At 53.2% G+C, this 15,460-nt stretch carries 16 protein-coding genes; 11 read left to right on the top strand and 5 right to left on the bottom strand.

From position 1 onward, the window contains the following. From LQZ19_RS07445 to LQZ19_RS07460, 4 genes are all read left to right on the top strand, one after another. The coding region (locus LQZ19_RS07445; RefSeq protein WP_411047040.1) for a leucine-rich repeat protein at nucleotides 1–436 on the top strand (436 nt) is incomplete at its 5' end. A 106-nt stretch (nucleotides 437–542) separates the two neighbouring features. Further along, nucleotides 543–755 carry a PD-(D/E)XK nuclease family transposase gene (locus LQZ19_RS07450; protein ID WP_411047041.1) on the top strand — a complete coding sequence of 71 codons (213 nt, stop codon included), beginning with the start codon at nucleotides 543–545 and terminating at the stop codon, nucleotides 753–755. Nucleotides 756–829: 74 nt separating this feature from the next. Next, the gene (locus LQZ19_RS07455) at nucleotides 830–973 is read left to right on the top strand and encodes an AAA family ATPase (RefSeq protein WP_411047042.1); all 144 of its coding nucleotides are present in this window, start codon (nucleotides 830–832) and stop codon (nucleotides 971–973) included. A 34-nt stretch (nucleotides 974–1,007) separates the two neighbouring features. Continuing rightward, nucleotides 1,008–1,715: a PD-(D/E)XK nuclease domain-containing protein gene (locus LQZ19_RS07460; protein ID WP_411047043.1), complete on the top strand. Its 708-nt coding sequence runs from the start codon at nucleotides 1,008–1,010 to the stop codon at nucleotides 1,713–1,715. Here the strand turns inward: LQZ19_RS07460 and LQZ19_RS07465 are convergent. Further along, nucleotides 1,704–3,065: an MATE family efflux transporter gene (locus LQZ19_RS07465; protein WP_411047044.1), complete on the bottom strand. Its 1,362-nt coding sequence runs from the start codon at nucleotides 3,063–3,065 to the stop codon at nucleotides 1,704–1,706. The genes LQZ19_RS07460 and LQZ19_RS07465 overlap by 12 nt on opposite strands. Before the next feature lie 33 nt (nucleotides 3,066–3,098). Further along, complete coding sequence (locus LQZ19_RS07470; RefSeq protein ID WP_411047045.1) at nucleotides 3,099–3,392, bottom strand: CPBP family intramembrane glutamic endopeptidase; 294 nt, start codon at nucleotides 3,390–3,392, stop codon at nucleotides 3,099–3,101. 428 nt (nucleotides 3,393–3,820) lie between these two features. On the opposite strand from LQZ19_RS07470, the gene LQZ19_RS07475 reads away from it, so the two are divergent. The 7 genes from LQZ19_RS07475 to LQZ19_RS07505 all read left to right on the top strand — a co-directional run bounded on the left by LQZ19_RS07475 (nucleotide 3,821) and on the right by LQZ19_RS07505 (nucleotide 11,226). Beyond that, nucleotides 3,821–4,837, top strand: coding sequence for a flagellar brake protein (locus LQZ19_RS07475; protein WP_411047046.1), 1,017 nt, complete (start codon nucleotides 3,821–3,823; stop codon nucleotides 4,835–4,837). A gap of 70 nt (nucleotides 4,838–4,907) precedes the next feature. Then, the gene (locus LQZ19_RS07480; protein ID WP_411047047.1) at nucleotides 4,908–6,353 is read left to right on the top strand and encodes a ComEC/Rec2 family competence protein; all 1,446 of its coding nucleotides are present in this window, start codon (nucleotides 4,908–4,910) and stop codon (nucleotides 6,351–6,353) included. Further along, the gene (gene rsmA, locus LQZ19_RS07485; protein ID WP_411047048.1) at nucleotides 6,337–7,236 is read left to right on the top strand and encodes a 16S rRNA (adenine(1518)-N(6)/adenine(1519)-N(6))-dimethyltransferase RsmA; all 900 of its coding nucleotides are present in this window, start codon (nucleotides 6,337–6,339) and stop codon (nucleotides 7,234–7,236) included. The genes LQZ19_RS07480 and rsmA overlap by 17 nt, the downstream gene beginning before the upstream one ends. 8 nt (nucleotides 7,237–7,244) lie before the next feature. After that, a complete protein-coding gene (locus LQZ19_RS07490; protein WP_411047049.1) occupies nucleotides 7,245–7,943 on the top strand; it encodes a YggS family pyridoxal phosphate-dependent enzyme in 699 nt (232 codons plus the stop codon). Further along, nucleotides 7,940–8,422: a hypothetical protein gene (locus LQZ19_RS07495; protein ID WP_411047050.1), complete on the top strand. Its 483-nt coding sequence runs from the start codon at nucleotides 7,940–7,942 to the stop codon at nucleotides 8,420–8,422. Before LQZ19_RS07490 ends, LQZ19_RS07495 begins: the two co-directional genes overlap by 4 nt. Continuing rightward, nucleotides 8,422–9,336 (top strand): RluA family pseudouridine synthase, encoded by a 915-nt coding sequence (locus LQZ19_RS07500; RefSeq protein ID WP_411047051.1) that lies wholly within the window; start codon nucleotides 8,422–8,424, stop codon nucleotides 9,334–9,336. The genes LQZ19_RS07495 and LQZ19_RS07500 overlap by 1 nt, the downstream gene beginning before the upstream one ends. 351 nt (nucleotides 9,337–9,687) lie before the next feature. Continuing rightward, nucleotides 9,688–11,226, top strand: a complete 1,539-nt coding sequence (locus LQZ19_RS07505) for a hypothetical protein (RefSeq protein ID WP_411047052.1) — start codon at nucleotides 9,688–9,690, stop codon at nucleotides 11,224–11,226. Between the two features lie 46 nt (nucleotides 11,227–11,272). On the opposite strand, the gene LQZ19_RS07510 is transcribed toward LQZ19_RS07505, so the two are convergent. The 3 genes from LQZ19_RS07510 to LQZ19_RS07520 all read right to left on the bottom strand — a co-directional run. Further along, nucleotides 11,273–12,718: a TrkH family potassium uptake protein gene (locus LQZ19_RS07510; RefSeq protein WP_411047053.1), complete on the bottom strand. Its 1,446-nt coding sequence runs from the start codon at nucleotides 12,716–12,718 to the stop codon at nucleotides 11,273–11,275. 8 nt (nucleotides 12,719–12,726) lie between these two features. Next, nucleotides 12,727–14,172, bottom strand: a complete 1,446-nt coding sequence (trkA, locus tag LQZ19_RS07515; RefSeq protein ID WP_411047054.1) for a Trk system potassium transporter TrkA — start codon at nucleotides 14,170–14,172, stop codon at nucleotides 12,727–12,729. Between the two features lie 295 nt (nucleotides 14,173–14,467). Continuing rightward, a partial coding sequence (locus LQZ19_RS07520; RefSeq protein WP_411047055.1) for a chitobiase/beta-hexosaminidase C-terminal domain-containing protein occupies nucleotides 14,468–15,460 on the bottom strand: 993 nt, incomplete at its 5' end.

Here is a 15,460-nt window from a genome sequence, read left to right on the forward strand (position 1 = left end):
GGCAAGCGCTTTTGAGGACAATAAACTGACTGAATTGGTTCTGAACGAAACCGGGGATGAATACACCATTCAGGAATTCGGCGATTCTGCTTTTGCCAACAATAGCCTGAAATCCATAATAGTACCGTCTTCTGTCATTCTGGGACCGAATATTTTTAAAAACAACAGGCTGGAAAGCATCATCATCAAAGGCAACGGGCAAGAAATTATCATCCCCTATGGGGCTTTTGCCGGAAACCCGAATCTGGCAAAAATAACCTTAGGTGATAATATCACCATTATGAGCAGCGCCTTTGACAGTAATTTTGCAGCCTTCTACAACGGCCGTCAAAACAGGAAAGGCGGTACCTTTGAGTACGATCTTGATACATGGTGCACCCCGCAAGCGGCGGCAGAACGGCGTGCCGAGCGGCAGCGGACTCAGGGTGGAAGGTAAAATGTGCCCGGCACCGGATTTGCCTAGTGCCGTAGAGCCCGCCAGATTTTTCCTTCTAAGTAAAGCAAAATAGATACCAGCCGCCTATATAAGGCGGAGGTACTCTATGACGAAAAGATTCTACACACCCTTATTCGACTTTATCTTCAAACTTATTTTTGGGGACCAGCGGAACATCGCTGTTCTGACCGCGCTCCTCGCCGCCGCCCTGGACTTGCCGGAAGCGGAATTCGACCATCTGACCATCATTGACCCCTTCCTAAAACGAGAGTTTGAGGATGATAAGATGGGTATCCTCAATGTGAAGGTCCACACCTAATCGGGCGCGGTGATCAATGTGGAAATGCAGGTCGAAACCTTTTCTTTCCAACCAATATCGCCTATACTCTACCCATGGCTATCCGGAAAATGCCCATCGGCATTCAGGATTTTGAAGGTCTCCGCAACGATGGTTATGTGTATGTGGATAAAACCGCCTATGTTTACAAGCTGGCAACCGAGGGGAAACCCTATTTTCTGGGTCGGCCCCGGCGCTGAAGGAATATTCAACCCCTTCAGTGTCATAAATACCTTGTCAAAGCGAAATTTCGGCTATTACTGGTTCCAGACCGGGACACCCGGCGTGCTGCTTAGGGAAATGAAAAACAAAAATGTCAACCTGCTGGAATACACCAAGGATGTTACCATAGCTGCGGCTTCAATTACCGAGTACCGCGCCAGCGGCGACAATCCAATACCGCTTTTATACCAGAGCGGCTACCTGACCATTAAATCGTTTAACCTCAAAACAGGCAAATATATATTAGGTTTTCCAAATGAAGAAGTTGAGTATGGCTTTCTGGAAGAATTGCTGCTACTGTATCTGCCATCGCCGCCAAATAATAAAGGTTTTTTTATTGGTGATTTGGAAAATGGCGATGTAAACAGCTTTCTTATCCGGCTTAAGGCATTATTTGCAAGCATACCTTCACCGGTACAAAAACAAAGTGAATACCACTATCAGTCGCTGTTTTACCTTGTGGTGCGGCTTATAGGCCAATTTGCCCAAGCAGAGGTTCAGAGTGCCTCCGGCCGCGCCGATATGGTGATAACGCTGGATCATACGATCTATGTATTCGAGTTCAAGCTTATCGGGACCGGCACAGCGGCGGAAGCCCTGCAACAGATAACTGAAAAGGGTTATTTAATACCCTATACGGCCAGCGGAAAACGGCTTGTTAAGACAGGCGTGGTGTTTGACAACGCAAACCATACCCTCGGTGAATGGCTAATCGACTGACAAAATGCCCGGCGGCCTGCGGCCTCCATCAATCCTATACCAGATAAAAAGACAGGCGCCCCGTAACACGTCTCCGGCGGCAACGCCCGCCCAGACACCATAAATGCCGAGGGAGCTTCGGGAGAGCGCTAACGCCAAAATCGGTTTCATCACATTGGATGCGATGCTCACCGCCGAAGGCGGGATGGTTTTGCCCCTGCCTTTAAAGGTTCCCGACAAAACTGCTTCAATGTTCATGGGTATTTGCGCCGCCGCAAAAATCCAAAGGTAATGTTTACCCAGTTCCGCAATTTCCGGGTTGGGCAGAAATAGTAAGAAAACATATTTCCCCGCGGTAAGAAAAAAAACGACAATCAATGCGCCCCAGACTGCCATCATCCCAAGGGAAAGTTTTACCGCCTTGGCAATGCGCTCAGTTTTTCCCGCGCCGTAATTCTGCCCGATAAAGGCGACCAACGCGGAACCAAAACCGCCTCCGATAAGCCATGACAGCGATTCTATCTGGACGCCGATTTTTCCGGCGGCAAACACAGCAGGGCCAAACCGTGCCTCTATCCGGTGGCTTAACATCGAAAGAAAACAGAAAAACAAACTTTCAAGGCCGATGGGGACCGACCATTTGAGTATCCTTGCTATTTTTTTACTGTCCGGCTTGAAACGGAAACGGAAGTTTTCAAAGGGGCGGGTTTTAAACCGCTTAATGGCGATAAGCATAAGGACACAAACCAGGCTTTGCGCAAAGATGGTGGCATAGGCCGCCCCGCGTATGCCCAGACCAAGGGTTAATATGCAGAGCGGGTCAAGCGCAACGTTGCAGACTAAACCCACACTGTTGATCATGAAGGGTACGCGGGAATTGCCCGCCGCATTAAATGTGCCGCTAAGGACACCGGAAACAAAGGCGGGAATGATGCCGAAACCCACAATACGCAGGTACGCCGCCGCATCATCTAATACTGCGGCCTCTCCAATGGGAAAAAACGACGTCAGTAATTTTGGGAGAAAAATAAAAGCGCCGCCGCAAAAAGCGCCCAACAATAGATTGATAAACAGGGCATTCCGCAAAAAATCAATGGCGCCCTTCTTGTCCCCCCTGCCAAGGCTTTGGGCAACGCCTATTTCCGCGCCCATGCGCCCGATAAAGAGAAAGCCCATGGAAAGCCACATGTACATCCCCGCAGCCCCGCTGGCCGCAACCGAAAAACTCCCCAGCCTGCCCAGCCAAAACATATCGGTTAAGTTATAGGCCATTTGGAGAAATTGGGTTCCCATAATAGGGGCCGCCACAATGATGATTTTTTTAACGATGCTTCCTTCGGTAAGGTCGAAGCTGCCTTTGAAGTTTTTCATAGATGATTCAGCCGATAGTCATGTTACCAGAATTCATCCGCTTGTGATACCCGCCATGACATACACAAAAATATTGTAGGCTCCGTGGGCCCAGGCTATGCCATGGAGGCTTCGGCGGCGGGAAAATATAAAGAAAAGCAGTAATCCTGCCAGAAGGGCGTTCAGGGCGCCCAGGGGGCCTTCGTAGACATGACAGAGGGCAAAGAGGATGCTTGAAACGATCATGGCCTTTACCGGGCTAACACCACCCTGCTTGAACCGGGTGAACAGGTAAAACCGGAAGTAGCTTTCCTCCAGATAGCCGGTGCTGAGGCAGGAGAGGATCATAACCAGAAAGGCTGCCGGCCCCTGGGGAACGCCGATGTCGGGGGCGGAGACTGGGTCCGGAAAAAGCGTACCCGCCAGGGAAACCAGGGCGCCCAGGGCCAGAAGGCCGGGAAGGGCAAGAAAAACTGTGCCCAGGTCCCGGGGGCGGGGGCGGAGATCGGAAGGGGGTGAAAACGGGCGGCCGGTACGGAGGAGTAGATACCAGATAAGGGCCAGGGAGGGGAGGTTATAGGTAAAAATGCGGGAAAGTTCCTGGTTTATCGAAAAAGAGTAGACCGCAGCATCGGGGGAAGAAAAGGCCCAGGAGGGGAGGAAGAGGACCCAATAGAGGATGAAGGATTCAATATATGTGGCTATGCTATGCTCCTTTTGACATGCCTGCCCGGCTCCTGTATAGTGTATTGTAATTAAAACATGGGAAAGGGGAAATGGGTTTATACATACTAATGGGCATAGTTCCGGTTTTGGCTATCCTGGGATTTATTCTGCATCGCCCTCAGGAGGCAAAAAAGGGATCACGAAGATCGCGGACACAGTTTTACGCCAAGGGAAAGGCGGCGGGATTTTCTTCTAAGGAGATTAGTATTCTCAGGAATATTGCCATCCAAGCCATGATGGGGGATTATACCGCCCTTTTTCAGTCCCCGGCGCAAATGGATGCGTGTATCCGTACCCTGACACGGACCATGCGGGTTAGCGGAGATGGGGACCCGGCAAAACAGGATTTCCTGGCAAGGCTCTATGAATACCGGAAAAAAATCGAAGTTGAGGGAACAATACAGGGGATCACCAATTCCCGTGGAATCCCGGCAGGTCAGAATTTGCGGGTGATCAGCAATTCTGTGGTGTACCATTCCAGGGTTATAAGAAACAGCTATCAATATATCCTTATAACCCGGCCTGCCAATCCAAAGATAAATACCTCCCCCTCCTGGACAGGACAGAAGCTTTCTATCTATTTCTGGAAGGAAGGGGATGCGGGATACGTGTTCGACTGCGAGGTACTGGATGAGGTATTTACCAATAACGCCGTGGCGATCCAGATAAGTCATTCTGATTCCCTTTTAAGGACCCAAAAAAGAAAATCCGTCCGGCTAAAGACCCATAAATCGTCCTTTCTCTACATTCTTAACGGCAAGGAGGGCTCCAATAAGCTCGAGACCGTGCCGGGACTGAAGTGTATTGTGGAGGATCTCTCCGATACGGGCTGCTCGGTAACCATTGGCGGGAAGGCGAACAAGGGTATGCGGGTTAAACTCCAGTTTGTGCTCGATAAAAAGGCCTCAACCATGAGCGGTACCGTCCGGTCCGTGGAGTATAACGATGAAACCAACCGCTCCCTGCTCCACGTTGAGGCGGATCCTCTGAAACAGGAACTGAAAAATTCCATACTTGGCGAGCTATTCGGTATGAATCCGGAGGACGATAATTTTCTTGCCAAGTAAAGCAAAATACCCCGGGGGAGCATATACGGGGCAGGAGTGATCTATTAAAACTAAATTAACACCTGTCCTTTTGGCCTCCCTGGGAGCTGCCCTAAGCTATTACACCTTGCCGGTAATCCGGGACCCATTCCGGGCCCGCTTCATCCTGTGCTTATCGATTTTTCTCGTCGTTTTGGTCTCCCTCAGCCGGGTTTTCTTTCAGGCTGGAATCCAACGCCGGCTTCTCGCCCTTAGCGCAGGGCTCATCCTCGGGATTGCCGCCGCTGCCTCCCTGGAGGGCCCGCCGCGGCTGGGGCTGCCCGGGGAAGCGGTTCAGGGTATCAGCGGCGTTATGGGGGAGGACCCCCGGGAATCAAGCGGCGGCCAAGGCGCCCGTAGGGCGGCAGGTATGGGCTACCTGGATCTGCGGGGCGTTACCGGCGCCGGGGGGCTTCGCTCCACCGCCCGGGGCCGGGTCCTGGTTTTTTTCCCCCCCGAAGCCCTGCCCCGTTTACGGGAATTCGGCCGGGGCGCCGAGGTCCTTGTGGAGGGGGCTTTCGCCGGGGGCTTTAACGGAGCTTCGCCTATGTTCCGGGCAAAGGCGGTTCACATTGTAAAGCCCGCTCCGGCTTGGGAACAGCTGCGTACCGGGATACGGCTGGTCATCCTGGATAAGCTAAGACCCCATATATGGGGCGGCTTGGGCGCCGCGCTACTGCTGGGGGTAAAGGATAACCTGGATAGCGAACTTGCAAAGAAGTACCAATTTGCGGGCTGTTCCCACGTATTGGCCCTATCGGGGATGCACCTGGCCATAGTGGCGGCCATTACCGCCTTCTTCCTCCGTAAACCCCTGGGGCTCAAACTATCGTCCATAGCCGGGGCGGTTCTTATCCTGCTCTATGTAGCCCTCATCGGCGCCCAGCCATCCCTGGAGCGGGCCGCCATCATGTATCTCCTTGGGGCGGCGGCAGTCCTGGGCTTCCTTCCCCGACGGCCCTTGTCCCTGCTCGCCATGGCCTTCCTGATCCAGATCGTCCTCCGGCCTTCCGCCGGCGCCAGTCTCTCTTTCATCCTGTCCTATCTGGCCCTGGCGGGGATACTTACGGTGGGTGAATTCTTCCACGGGATTCTCCGGGGAAGGCTGCCGGAATTACTGGCCTCACCTCTGGCCGCATCCCTGGGGGCATACCTGGCCACCGCTGCGGTGGTTGCCGCGGGTTTCGGTATAATCCGGCCGGTGGGACTTCTGGCGGGGCTTGTTATAGTTCCCCTTACCACCGTATTTATGGTGGGCGCCATGGCTGCCCTGGCCCTCAGCTTCATCTCCCCCTTTCTCACCGGGATTATTGGTATGGGGCTAACCCTGTTCTATTCCCTTTTGGACCACATGGTCACCCTGGCCGCCCGGGTTCCCGGCCTTGCCGCAAACGGCTGGGGACGGGAACTTTCCCTGTCCCTGCTGGTTGTCGGCCTTTGCATCTTCCCGGGACGTCCCTATAGTATAAGGAGACAAAGCCTTGCCCCCTTCAATTAATTACGATTCCCCCCAAGCGCTCCGTTCTTATCTGGACGGAAAAGGCCTGGGGATGCGTAAACAATTCGGCCAGAATTTTCTTATAAACGGTGATGCCCGGCGCAAACTCCTTGACGCCCTGGAGATCCGGAGCGGTGACAAGGTCTGGGAAGTGGGTCCCGGCTTAGGGGCCATGACCGCAGGGCTCCTGGAACGGGGCGCCCTGGTCAGCGCCTTTGAGATTGACCGGGGCTTCATCACCGCATTGGGGGAATTCTTCGGCGATAATCCCGGTTTCACCCTGATCCCCGGAGATGCGCTCAAGACCTGGCCCGCAGCCTTCACCGGTTTGGAGACAGCCGGGTATTTCCTGGGGAATCTCCCCTACAACATCGCGGCGACCCTCCTTGCCGACTTTATCGAGAAAAACTGTTTTTTTAAGCGGATGGTGATTACCGTCCAGCGGGAGGTTGCCCGGCGCATGGCAGCCCAGCCGGGATCAGCGGACTACTCATCCCTTTCGGTACTCTGCGCCTCCGCCTATACCGTACATCCCCTGATGGTCCTCAAGGGCGCTTCCTTTTACCCCGCTCCCAAGGTCGATTCCCAGGGTCTCCGTTTAGAGCTCCGTACGGATATCGATCCCGCCGCCTATCCCCCTTCCTTTAGACCCCTGGTACGCGGCCTGTTTTCCGCCCGGCGAAAAACGGTTAAAAATAACCTGCAAAATTTTCTCCATTCCGGTATACTCAATGGAGAGGGGCATTTTGCAGCGAAGGCGCAGGACCTGAGTCCGGAACTGCTTGAAAAGGCCGGTATACGTCCCAATGAACGGGCTGAAAATCTGAGGATAAACGAGTTTTTGGCCCTGGCCAAGGAGCTGGAAAATTTGGGGGATCATTAAGGGTAAGTATGGGAATTTCAGAGGCGGTTGAAGCTATACAGGAACGTATACACAGGGCCTGTGTACGGGCGGGCAGGAAGCCGGAGGATGTACGCCTCATGGGGGTGTCGAAGTTTCACGGGTTAGCGTCGATTGAAGAAGCCTGGAACGCCGGAATTCGCCTGTTTGGGGAAAGCCGGGTTCAGGAAGCGGTTTCAAAATTTCCGGATTTTAAGGCCGCTCACCCGGGGACGGAGATCCACATGATAGGTTCCCTCCAGCGTAATAAGGCCAAGATCGTTGCCGGCGGCCCCTTCGACGCAGTCCAGTCCGTGGACCGGGATGAACTTATCACCGCCCTTGGAGCCTTGACGGGGGACCGAAAAAATCCTTTAATAATCCTGTTGGAATATCATACCGCCGAGGACTCTAAATCCGGGTACCCCGATTTAGACAGCCTGTTCCGGGCTGCGGAAAAGGCGCTGGAATTTCCGGGTCTCGCGCTCCGGGGGCTCATGACCATGGCCCCCCTTACGGGGGAAGAAGCCCCAATCCGGTCCTCCTTTAAGGCCGTGGTTTCCGCCCGGGATGCATTGGCTATTCGTTTTCCCGCCAATGACTGGTCCTGCCTTTCCATGGGCATGTCCGGGGATTTTGAAATTGCCATAGAGGAGGGTTCCACCCTGATCAGAATAGGAACCGCCATATTCGGAGAGCGGAATCCATGATTTCCCACAAAGCTCTTTCAATAGTATTACTTTTCATCATCCTCTTGCCCCTGGGGCTTCGGGCGCAAACGGTATCCACGACGGAAGCCCCAGAATTCCCCCTCTGGGCCCGGGATCTCCGGCGGGCGGAAATTATTGCCTTCGGATCATTTCCTTTTATGATGTTTCTCAGCAACTTTACTGTGGATACCTACCGCGCCTCCAACCATGAATGGGACAACCGGTATATGCCCTGGCCCTTAAAAGGCGCCGGCGCCGTTGAAATGAGCACCGACGAACACGTACTAACCCTTGGCGTTGCCATTGCAGGTTCCCTGGTACTTGCCCTGGCGGATCATCTGATTTTCCGGTATAAGAGGGCAAATGCAGAACGGCGGGATCGGCTCCTGCCCGAGGGGGAGCCGATCATACTCCGCAAACCCTGGCCCATTGATGATAAAGCGCAATCCCCGGATACGGCCGCTGCCGGTACTCCCTGATGCCCGATTACTCCTGTACCGTGGAGGACGGCTCAAGCCGGCTCGACCTCTACGTGGCGGAGAAGCTCAAACTCCTTACCCGTTCTCAGCTTAAAACCAAGCTGCTCAGTGCGCGGCTAAACGGAAAGCCGGTTAAACTATCCCGTCCTGTAAAGCCCGGGGATTTGTTGGAACTTTCCTGGGCGGAACCGCCGCCTCTAAATCTAATCCCCGAAGATATTCCCCTCTGTATACTATACGAAGATGAACGGGTTGTGGTGATCGATAAAGCCCAGGGTATGGTGGTCCATCCCGGCGCAGGGAACCGCACCGGTACTCTGGCCAACGCCCTGCTCTTCCGCCATCGCAGCTTGCAACGAAGCAGCCTTGACGGCGCCGGTTTTCGCCCGGGCATAGTCCACCGCCTGGACAAGGATACCTCCGGGGTGATCATCGCCGCCTATGATGACGCCGCCCTGGCCTTTCTGGCGGACCAGTTCAAAGAACGGCGCGTAAAAAAAACCTACGGGGCCATAGTTCTGGGAACCCCCCGGGAAAAAGCGGGGATCATTGAAACCCGGATAGTCCGTGACAGCCGGGACCGCAAACGCTTTACCGTTTCCCCGGACCGGGGCAAACCCGCTTTAACCCGCTACCGGGTGATCCGCTCCTGGGGCGCATATTCCCTGCTCCTCCTCCAGCCCCGGACCGGCCGCACCCACCAGCTCCGGGTCCACCTCCGCCACCTGGGCCACCCCATCCTGGGAGACCCCATCTACGGCGCGCCGGTAATCCCAACGCAGTACAAACGCTTCTCCCACGCCACACTGATGCTGCACGCACGGACCCTCGCCATAACACTGCCGGGACAGGATGCGCAGAGTATTTTTAAAGCGCCCCTGCCGGAGCGGTTCCGGGAGCTTATACGGGGCTAGTACTGAGTATTTTTATAAGAGTATAGTTTTTTTACGTATGTTGTTAATAATTATACAATTTTTTAGAAAAAAACAAATAAACTTTATTGAGAAAAAATTAGAAAAAGATTATTGTTGATTATTTTAGTTAGGATTAGTACATTTATTCTACACCTATCAGGTATCTATTTTAGTATCCTGTTGATAGCAAGTAAACATGGCTTTTGTATCATCCTGCACCGGTTAAAGGGCTTGACAAAGAATCTGTTTTTTCCATTCGACAAAAAATATTGAAATATATATCAAATCTATTTTTAGGTGTAAAGATCCGGCTGCAAAAAAATCATTTCCCGGATTTTACAAGAGGTTTATATGACTGTTATTATGAAGCATCAATGGATTTTTCCAATCCTTTGTGCCCTGAGTATGGGGTTTTGGGCATGTTCTTCCCCCACTTCCTCTTCCGACCATTCTAACCCGGCGGACCCTTCGGGTTCGGGGAATTCTTCCAATTCTGCAGATCCTTCCCATCCGGCGGAACCTTCCGACCCGAATAACCCCGGCAAACTGGGGATCTACTATTATGGTAATGGTAACACCTGGGGCGCCGCTCTGGTATCGGAAAGTTACGATAATAGTAACAGCGATACTGTTTCTATACGGGATCGCGGTGATCTGTACCGGGTCGGTTACCGTTTTGCGGGGTGGAATACCAATCCTGATGGAACCGGGGACAATTTTGAGGCAGGTTCAACCATGCCTAAGGATGAAAAAGCAACAAAGTTGTATGCCAACTGGGAAAAGGTTTTTCCCCTTATCTCGGCGGGAAACGAGTTTTCTACCCTGTTAACCAAGGATGGAAATCTCTATTCTTCCGGGGATAACGGTAGTGGAGAGCTCGGAAACGGTACCTTGGTTAAGCAATGGACGTTTGGACCCGTGGGTGGAGATATCTCCGGCGGCGGAGTAAAAAGTGTCGTATCCGGTAGGGATCATTCCTTTGCAATTTTAAATGACGGAAGTATTGCAGGTTGGGGAACGGGAGAATCAGGAAAATTAGGGAATAATGCCGAAAGAGGAATTTTTTGTACTCCAATCCGCCCCATGTATACCAGCGATGGTCATTCCAGCGGCTTGTCCAGGGTAGCGGCCGTATCTGCCGGCAGAATCCAAACCGCCATTCTCACCGATAACGGTGAATATTGGGCGGCGGGCAGCCGGTATTTGGGCGCCCTGGGAAATGGCAACCACAAAATGCAGCTTACCTTTGAGAAAATCGGGGATAATATCCGATCCTTATCTGCGGGTGAAAGCTATGTGATGGTTATTAAAAATGACGGAACCCTGTATGCCGCCGGTTATGGCGGGCATGGTAGAACAGGTACTACTGCCGACACAACAAAAAGACTGACCTTGAATACAGGCGCCGGCAGCGATAACGCCATGGTCTTTACAGGAAAGTTGAATCATACCATGCTCCTGAAAAATGACGGCCATCTTTTCGCCGTAGGAAACAATAATCTTGGACAGTTGGGCGTGGGAAATACCCAAACGCAGCAATCCTTTAAACCTGTTATTGATTCTACCGGGGAAGCCTTGGCCAACGTAGCCTTTGTGTCTCTGGGGGAAGCTCATTCCATGATTTTAGGAAATGACGGAACCCTCTGGGCTGCGGGAAATAACAGCGACAGGCGGCTCGGTATAAACGGAGGCGTAATACAAGATAAGGCTGTTATGGTTATGGACAAGGTAGCCCATGTGGCGGCCGGGTACAACCATACCCTGGTGGTAACCGAAGATGGCAAACTTTGGGCCGCGGGCTCAAATTCACAAGGTCAATTCGGAGGAAATTCCGCAAAAACGGTACTGTACAACACCTGGACCGAAATAGACATTTCTTCACTGCGTTAATATTTATGGGCTGTCCGGGAATACTTCCGGGCAGCCCTTTTCCCCGCTACCGTCTCCAATACTCCGGTGTAAACAGTACCAGTACGGTCCACAGTTCCAGCCGTCCGGCGATCATGGCGAAGGAGTAAACCCATTTGAGGTAATCCGGGAACAGGCTGAAATTGCGGCCGGGTCCTATGGCGCCGAACCCGGTTCCAATGTTGCAAAGCACCGCCACAGCGGTACTAAACGCAGAAAAGATGTCCAGGCCGGAAACGGCGCCTGCCAGGGTGGTAAAGGCGACCACCGCCGCGTAGAGGAAGACGAACCCCGCTACCCCGTAGACCACGTCTTTGCGGCCCACCTTTTTGTTTAGTTGGATGCCGAATACCCCCTGGGGATAGAGGATGCGCCGCAGTTCGTTACCGGTTTGTTTCCAGAGTACCACATGGCGGATCACCTTGATGCCCCCGGCGGTGGAGGCTGAACATCCGCCGACAAACATGAGACAGAAGAGAATGCCCTGGGTAACGGCGGGCCAGAGGGTATAGTCGGTAATAACCGAACCGGTAGTGGATAGGACCGATGCGGTCTGAAAGGCGCCGTAACGGAGGGCGGAACCCACCGAACCGTAGACCGGAACCAGGGTTATGGTTACCAGGGCGGCGGCAATGATAAAGATGAGTAAATAAGCCCGGCCTTCGGTATTATTAATAACGTCCTTGAACTTTCCCCGGAGGAGGCGGTAATAGAGGTTGAAGTTGAGCCCCGCCAGGAGCATAAATACTATGGATACGATATCGATAAAAGCCGAGTTATACCAGGAAAGGCCGGCGTTTTTAGTACTGATGCCCCCGGAGGCCATGGTAGTAAAGCTGTGGCAGATGGCATCAAGCCAATCCATGCCTCCCAGCCGAAAGAGGATCGCCAGTACTGCGGTGAGGACGCAGTAGCAGATCCAGAGAAGCTTGGCGGTGTCGGTGATCCTGGGGGTGATCCGTTCCTTATCCGTCCCGGGGGCCTCCGCTTTGACAAGCTGGAAGCTGCCGACCCCCAGCAGGGGCATGAGCGCCACGGTGAGCAGGACTATCCCCATGCCGCCAATCCAGTGGCTCATACTCCGCCAGAGGAGGAGCGACTTGGGAAGGGCCTCAACATTAGTAATGGTGGTGGCCCCGGTGGTGGCAAAACCACAGGCGCTTTCAAAAAAGGCATCGGTAAAACTTAAACCATGGCCGGAAAAAAAGAAGGGCATGGTTCCCAGGAGGCTCATCAAAATCCAGGTGAGGAAGACCAGGAGGAAACCGTCCCGGGGCCTGAACCGTGGGCGATCCTTACGGAACGAAAAAAAGGCCGGCAGGGCCGCTGCAATGACGATTCCCGCAGGAATACCTATGGCCAAAACCATGCTTCCCTCGCCGTTTACCACGGCCAGCGCCAGGGGAATAAGCATGACCGCCGCCACCATACCCAGGAATATTATCAGGATGCGCAGTAAAACGAAGGACCTCATAACTCAGCTCATCTCCCCTGGAAGGAACCGAAAAACCGTTCCAGTTCCGTTTCACCGCCGTCTTTGGCGATCAGGATGATCCGGTCGCCGCTCTTAAAGATATAATCACCACGGGGAATAAAGGAACTGCGAACTCCAGAGCCGGCCCCGCGGTTCACCAGCATCACCAGGGCGCCGCCTGAAAGGTTTAGCTCGGCGATCCCCTTCTCCGCAGCAGGAGTGTCGGGACCCAATTCAATCTCGAAAACGTTGATGTCCCCGTTGCCCAGGCGGTGGACGGCGGTAATCCCTTCACCCATGAGGTGGGACAAGATGGAGTCCACCACCACCGACTTCATGGGGATCACCACATCCACCCCAAGCTGCCGGGCAATGGCCGCATACCCGGAGCCGGTTACCATGGCTATTGCCCGGTGGACTCCCCGGGACTTCAGGTAAAGGGCGGCAATCATGTTGAGTTCCTGATCCTCCGTGGCGGTTATGATCAGGTCCAGGTCGTCGATCCGTTCCTCGGCAATAAAACTTTCGTCGGAAATATCTTCATTGAGGACCAGCGCCTCCGGGTAGCGGGCGGCAAGATCCTTGCAGAGATTGTAATCCTTTTCAATGATAGTCACCTGCCGGCCGGACCGGGGGATCATGGTCTTCAAGAAAGAAAGCAGGGAACCCCTATGCCGCTGTTTTTCACCCAGAAGACCTTCCACAACGAGGGCTCCTACCCGGCTGCCGCCGACTATACCTATTTTTCGCAGAGCCCGTTCCGAACGGCCCGCCAGTTTAAAGATATGGTCCAGGTCCTGTTCCTTAGCCAGGATGTGGACCCGGTCCCCCATACGGAGGGTCGTGGAGCCCCGGGGCAGGAGGGTTTCATCCCGGCGTTCCACCAGGGTCACCAGGCTGTCCTCTTTTACCAGATTACGGAAGTCCTTCATGGCCAGGCCGTCGAAATCGCTTCCCCCGGTGATCTCCACAGAGCCCAGCTCATAGGGGGTGTCCGCAAAAACAAGAATATCCCCCATGGCGCCGTGTTCAACCGCGTTCAATACGGACCGGGCCGCTTCCACATCGGGGTGCACGAAATAGTCTATCCCCAGGATAGCCCGGTCCTCCAGGAACCGGTTTTCCCCGGCGTTGAGCTTGATATAATCGTCGTTCCGTACCCGGGCGATCTTGAGAAGCTTGGGATACCGGGACGCGGCGAGCCCGCAGGTGATCATGTTCACCTCATCGGAGTCGGTAACGCAAACCAGGGCATCCGCCTTGGCAAGCCCCGCTTCTTCCAGGGAGGAAAGGCTGTTCCCCCCATCGTGGATGACTAGACAGTCTAGTCTGTTGGACGCATGACGGGCCCGCTCTTCGTTTGCCTCAATCAGGGAGACATCGTGCTTTTCCAGGACGAGATGCCGGGCCAGTTGGGTACCCACCATTCCCGCCCCGACGATTACTATACGCATAGTAGTAGTATATGAAAAAAGAGGGGGGATTTCCAAGGGTTCCCCGATGCCTGATGCTTTAGCGGCAAAGACGGACGGGGTGAGGGGCATACCCGGCTTCATGTGCATGTAGAGTCCACTTACGGAGCCCCTTCGGGTCTCCTCCAGTGGGGAATTCCATATACATGAAGCCGGGGATGCCCCTCATCCCGTCCGCCGGGGTCGGCTAAACGGTGCGTCTAGGAATTACGCCAAACTTAGTTAGGTAAACTAAATTTTGGCGCCGGGTACCTTTGCCTACTATATCAGTGGGTTTCTATGGGGTTTGTTTTTCTGATATGGTTGCCCCATCACCGCAGGTCATTTTAGTTCCCGCTATAACATAACTTTGCGCTATTGGGTCTTCAGCAAAAGCAGACCAAGAACCGCCTTCATCGAATGATCTTTCACTTGCATCTGTTATAATTTGGGCAGATGTATATCCATATATCCCCCGTATCCATGTATCAGGTGCTTTTTGGATAAATTGTAAGTCAGCGCTAAATTCAAATGAAAGAGTACTTATGTCAGTAGTGCCTTCATTGGTGCCGTTCCATGTTCCTATAAATGGATTAGCATTCATCGTTTTTGTCCATGGATTAGTATCTCCAAGTAAATATGCATCGCCACCGGAGAAACTTAAGGCGCCGGCATTTGATATGGTATAATTCACCGTTTTGTTTGAACCACCATCTTCGGCATAATAAAAGGTGAACGTATTATCAGTAAATGAACATGTTCCATTTGCAGGATCTAATGGAGACTCTGTTTCATCAAAAAATATAAAAGCCGATGTTGTTATGTTCAAGGTATACGGCGGCTTAGACCATGTTCCTATTATTGTTTGTGAAGATAAAATGGTATAAGCTGCGGTCAATATCCCGCTGGCATTCATTCCTGATTTTACGGCGATCGCCTTAATAGTAACGGCAGATGTTATGGGAATGGGATTTGAATATAATAACGTGCTGCTTTCAGTGGGAGTAGTCCCATCGGTAGTAAAGTAGATGGCTGCCCCCGCCGTCGTAGTGGAAAGGGCGATTGTTGTACCGGAAGTGACCGCACCGGCGGGGGGATTTGCTGTTGGAGTGACAACGGTTTCAGTTTCGCCACCGCCATCGGACGGACATCCGGTAAGGGTCAGCGTAATGAGGATGGCAATAACAGCGAAGCTTACGCCTATTTTATGAACGGAACCATGGGGGGGGGGGGGGGGGGTAGTAATACTGCGGCAGAATTGGTGTTTTGGGGGGGTGTTTCCATGGGGGGG

This window comes from Treponema primitia (genome assembly GCF_046533075.1).
Taxonomy (GTDB): Bacteria; Spirochaetota; Spirochaetia; order Treponematales; family Breznakiellaceae; genus Termitinema; species Termitinema primitia_B.

Bases quoted from the DNA above. Each gene is read 5' to 3' on its own strand.
- LQZ19_RS07450 (WP_411047041.1), top strand. From the start codon at position 543: ATGACGAAAAGATTCTACACACCCTTATTCGACTTTATCTTCAAACTT.
- LQZ19_RS07455 (WP_411047042.1), top strand. From the start codon at position 830: ATGGCTATCCGGAAAATGCCCATCGGCATTCAGGATTTTGAAGGTCTC.
- LQZ19_RS07465 (WP_411047044.1), bottom strand. From the start codon at position 3,065: ATGAAAAACTTCAAAGGCAGCTTCGACCTTACCGAAGGAAGCATCGTT.
- LQZ19_RS07470 (WP_411047045.1), bottom strand. From the start codon at position 3,392: ATGATCCTCTCCTGCCTCAGCACCGGCTATCTGGAGGAAAGCTACTTC.
- LQZ19_RS07475 (WP_411047046.1), top strand. From the start codon at position 3,821: ATGGGTTTATACATACTAATGGGCATAGTTCCGGTTTTGGCTATCCTG.
- LQZ19_RS07490 (WP_411047049.1), top strand. From the start codon at position 7,245: ATGGGAATTTCAGAGGCGGTTGAAGCTATACAGGAACGTATACACAGG.
- LQZ19_RS07495 (WP_411047050.1), top strand. From the start codon at position 7,940: ATGATTTCCCACAAAGCTCTTTCAATAGTATTACTTTTCATCATCCTC.
- LQZ19_RS07500 (WP_411047051.1), top strand. From the start codon at position 8,422: ATGCCCGATTACTCCTGTACCGTGGAGGACGGCTCAAGCCGGCTCGAC.
- LQZ19_RS07505 (WP_411047052.1), top strand. From the start codon at position 9,688: ATGACTGTTATTATGAAGCATCAATGGATTTTTCCAATCCTTTGTGCC.
- LQZ19_RS07510 (WP_411047053.1), bottom strand. From the start codon at position 12,718: ATGAGGTCCTTCGTTTTACTGCGCATCCTGATAATATTCCTGGGTATG.
- trkA (WP_411047054.1), bottom strand. From the start codon at position 14,172: ATGCGTATAGTAATCGTCGGGGCGGGAATGGTGGGTACCCAACTGGCC.